A 4,550-nucleotide genomic window follows, 5' to 3' on the forward strand; every position below is an offset into this window, starting at 1 on the left:
CCGGCGAGTCGCGGTGGAGCCACTCAAACCTGACATTCTGCGACCAAACGGGGCCAGCCAAACCTGTCACACTCACCCGGCCAGGTGACCGGGGTTTTCATGCTCGACTTACGGATGATCACCAATGCGGCAATTGGTGAGATTGGGGTCGCAATAGAGGCCGACCGGTGGACCTGGCTTCGGTGGCGGGTTGTCCCCGTCCCAAATCATGTTCGACACATTGCCCATGCCCGGATAAAGGTAATAGTAGGTGTGACATACCGTCATGTCCCAGCCGCGGAATGGGTCGGTGACGTGGTTACCGGTCGCCGGTAGGGGTTCGCCTGGGCACCACTGCTTCGGCGGGCCCCAACCATTGTCGTCGGTGGCGAACGGACCAGGGTATTGCGGAACGGGAACGGGCTGGGCCGCAGCGATACCGGCGGCCATACCCAGGCCGGATACCGCGAGACCGCCCGACAACAATGCCCCGCCGATGACTCTCTTCAATCTGTGAGGAGTGCGCATGGTCGGTTCCTTCTCTGTCGGGCTGACATTAACGAGGGGGGACATCGATCGCCTCCCTTTTAGGCTCACTGCGCCAGGTTGGAGGGCAAATGGTTCGGTCAGGCCGACCTGTAGAACGCATTCGCCGAGATCGGTAGGACCTCCCCCGAACCGGCTGCCTCGTCAGCCCTTGGTACCAGGCAGCCCGTTCTGCCCATCAGGTGCAGGCCCGACCAAGCCACCTTTCCCGCCAATGCCACCGCTGCCGCCCGTGCCACCGTTAAAGGGACTGTTGCCGTTTCCGCCTTTCCGCCGTTACCGCCGTTACCGCCGATGCCGCCGAATATCGCGCCGCCGCCGCCATCTCCGCCACCGCCGCCGGCACCGCCGGCGCCACCAGGTCCGCCATAGAAGGAGCCATCTCCGCCGTAGCCGCCTAGCCCGCCGCTGCCTCCGGCGCCGCCGATGCCGTCGATTCCCCAGCCACCGTTCCCGCCTTTGCCGCCTGCAGCCCCCGCCGCAGACGAGGTGGTGGCGCTTCCGCCGTTGCCTCCGTTGCCTCCGGCGCCCCCGGTGCCCCAGGCACCAGCGGCGCCATTGGCCCCGCCATCGGTACCAGCACCGCCGAACCCACCCGTAGCGGCCCAGCCGCCCTCACCGCCGTTGCCGCCGGCGGTCGGTGACCCACCGTCGCTGCCAGCCGCTCCGTTACCGCCGGCGCCGCCGGTCCCGCCGGCGCCGCCCTTGCCGCCATTGCCGCCACCGACACCATTGACGCCGGCACCGCCCTTACCCCCGGAGCCACCAGGGCCGGCATCGCCCCCGTCAGCGCCGTTGGCACTCGGACCCACTCCATTGGCCCCCGCTAGGCCGGTACCGCCGGCACCGCCGACCCCTCCGTCGCCGCCTTTGCCCGCGGTCCCGGCTGCACTCGCGCCGTTGGCGCCTGCCGCTCCCGCCGCTCCGCCTTCACCGCCGGTCCCGCCTTGCGTGCCGAAACCCAACGGCGAAGTGGCGCCAGCGCCACCGGTGCCTCCGACGCCACCGTTGCCGCCGTTGCCGTTCGTTCCGCCGATACCACTACCGTCGCCGCCCAGTCCGCCGGCACCGCCCACGCCACCAGCGGCACCTTGGGCGCTGTTGATGCCGCCTCCGCCACCGCCACCGTTCCCGCCGTGGCCGGCGTGTCCGCCGTTGCCGGCGCCGCCGACGCCGGTTCCAGCCGATCCGCCGTTTCCTCCGGTACCACCGGTGCCGCCCACACCCGGTGTGCTCGTACTCGATCCACCGTCTCCGCCGTCGCCACCGTTACCGGCGTTACCGCCGCTGCCGTTAAACCCGCCGAGGCCACCGGAGTTACCCCCGTCGCCGCCGTCACCGCCGGCGCCACCGGCATATCCCGGAAGCCCGCTGTTGAAGCCCTGGCTGGAGCCCTTTGCGCCAACGCCACCAGAGCCGCCCGTGCCGCCATCACCGGCTTGGCCCGCCACCCCGATACCGCTGCCGCCGGCACCGCCGGCACCGCCGTCACCGCCATCGCCACCGGCACCACCGACACCCGGCGTGAGGGTGGGCGAGACGCCATTACCACCGATGCCACCGACCCCGCCGTCGCCGCCGTTCCCGTTGACACCGCCTACGCCGCCGGAGTTACCACCGACGCCGCCGGCGCCGCCGGCGCCAGCATTACCACCCGAGATACCGGTGGGCTCACCGTTATAGCCCGAACCGCCACCGCCGCCATTGCCGGCATTGCCGCCGTCACCACCGGCACCGACCGCACCGGCACCGACGCCCGCGGCGCCGCCGTGCCCGCCGTTGCCGCCAACTCCGCCCTTTCCGGCCTGGGTCTGACTCGGGCCACCCAAACCGCCGACCGCGCCGTCGCCGCCATCACCACCGGCACCGTTGATACCGCCGACCCCGGCGGCGCCGCCTTTGCCACCGTCGCCGCCGTTACCGCCGGCCCACCCGTCCCCACCGAAGGTTTGGGCGGCCCCGCCTTCGGCGCCGTTGCCGCCGTCACCGCCGGCCCCGCCGTCACCAGATGTTCCGGCGCTTCCGGCGGTTCCGCCACCACCGCCCGCGGAGCCACCGGCGCCGGCGGCGCCACCGTCGCCACCCTTACCGCCGGCACCTCCGGCCACGCCGCTGAACAAGTCACCGGCTCCGCTACCGCCGTTGCCGCCGATACCGCCGGTGCCGCCCATGCCACCGCTGCCGTTGGCTCCGCCGGCTACGCCAGTGCCGCCATCACCACCCTTGCCGCCCGCGCCACCGTTGTATCCATCCCAACCTGACTGACCCGAGACGACGGCCGCGGCGCCGTTGTCACCATTGCCACCGGCACCGCCCGTGCCGCCGAGACCTGCGTTGCCCGCAGTGCCGACGACGAAACCATTGCCGCCGGTGCCCGCGCTGCCGCCGGTCCCGCCGTCACCGCCGGCCCCGCCCGCTAGACCCTTGCCTACGCCATGGCCTCCGGCGCCGCCACCACCGGCATTGCCCCCGGTACCACCGTTGCCGCCGGTGCCGCTCAGATCCGCGTTACCGCCGACACCACCGGCTCCGCCGTTACCGCCGCGCCCACCGTCCTTGCCATCGATCCCGGCACCGCCGAACCCACCGTCCCCGCCAGCTCCGGCGTTACCGCCGGTGCCACCGGCACCAAGGACCTGGCCACTGTCACCGCCGTGACCACCGGCACCACCGGTACCGCCGGCACCGGCAGTCGCCTTGCTGCTCGAGCCGCCATCACCGCCTCGTCCACCGACACCGCCGTTGCCACCGGTGCCGTTAAACCCGCCCGGGCCACCGGCATCGCCGCCAGTCCCGCCGTCGCCGCCGAAGCCGCCGTCACCTCCAGGGCTGCCGGTGTCGAAGCCGCCGCCGACACCCACGCCACCGGCGCCGCCGTCGCCGGCCAGGCCGCCGTTACCGCCTAGACCTACACCGGCCTGACCACTACCAGCAGCTCCGCCGTCACCGCCGTCGCCGCCGCGGCCGCCGGCTTTACCGCTGCCGTCGATCCCGGCACCGCCGAATCCACCGTCCCCACCGGAGCCGGCGTTACCGCCCGTGCCGCCGGCGCCTACGACCTGACCAGCGTCACCACCCTTGCCACCGGTACCGCCGTCACCGCCGGAACCGGCGGTGGCCTTTGACGAGGTGGAACCGCCATCACCACCACGCCCACCGAGACCGCCGGTACCGCCGTTGCCGTTGAGAGCGCCCGGGCCACCGGCGTCTCCGCCGCTGCCCCCGGCTCCACCGGCGCCGCCGACCCCACCGGCATCACCGGTGTCGAAGCCGCCGCTCAGACCCTTACCGCCGACGCCGCCCTGACCGGCGTGGCCGCCGTCGCCCCCGACACCTGCCGCCCCGACGCCAGCGCCCGCGAAGCCACCGTCACCGCCGTCACCACCGGCGCCGCCGACTCCTGCCACCAGCGCACTGGCACCGCCGGTACCACCGGCGCCGCCCTGGGCGCCGTTACCGCCGTCACCGTTAACACCGCCGGCACCCGCGGCACCGCCCTTGCCGCCGGTGCCGCCGTGCCCACCTGCGAACCCGTTCTGGTCTGCGCCGCCGTCGTCACCGGCACCGCCTGCACCACCATCGCCACCGGTACCGCCCTTGCCCGCGTTGCCGACGCCACCGCCGCTGCCGCCGGACCCAGCCGCACCACCGGCACCCGCAGCGCCGCCATCACCGCCGGCGCCGCCGTCGCCGCCATCAACGCCCAGCCCGACTCCACTAGCGCCTTGAGCGCCCTTGCCGCCCGCGCCACCGTCGCCGCCCTTACCTCCGGTGCCGTTCACGCCACCGGCGCCGGAATCGCCACCGGCCCCGCCCTGTCCACCAGCGCCGCCTGCGGCACCATCGGGGGTGCCGACCGTCCCGTGGCCACCGGCGCCACCGACACCACCGACACCGCCGGTGCCGCCATTTCCGGAAGCGCCGTCAGCGCCGGTCAGCGACCCGGCGCCGCCGGCCCCGGCTTTCCCGCCTTGACCGCCTTGGCCGCCGTCACCGCCCTGACCGCCGTACAAGCCGGGGTTGGC

The 4,550-nt window shown here is 73.3% G+C and carries 2 protein-coding genes; both read right to left on the reverse strand.

The window, feature by feature from the left end; translation table 11 throughout:
- Positions 1 to 108: 108 nt before the first annotated feature.
- Positions 109 to 552 carry a hypothetical protein gene (locus AO501_RS10240; protein ID WP_231752430.1) on the reverse strand — a complete coding sequence of 148 codons (444 nt, stop codon included), beginning with the start codon at positions 550 to 552 and terminating at the stop codon, positions 109 to 111.
- A gap of 53 nt (positions 553 to 605) precedes the next feature.
- Positions 606 to 4,550, reverse strand: a 3,945-nt coding sequence (locus tag AO501_RS37890; protein ID WP_197419815.1) for a PE family protein, incomplete at its 5' end; no start/stop codon positions are given.

The sequence above is a fragment of the Mycobacterium gordonae genome (assembly GCF_001417955.2).
In the GTDB taxonomy this organism is placed as follows: Bacteria; Actinomycetota; Actinomycetes; order Mycobacteriales; family Mycobacteriaceae; genus Mycobacterium; species Mycobacterium gordonae_B.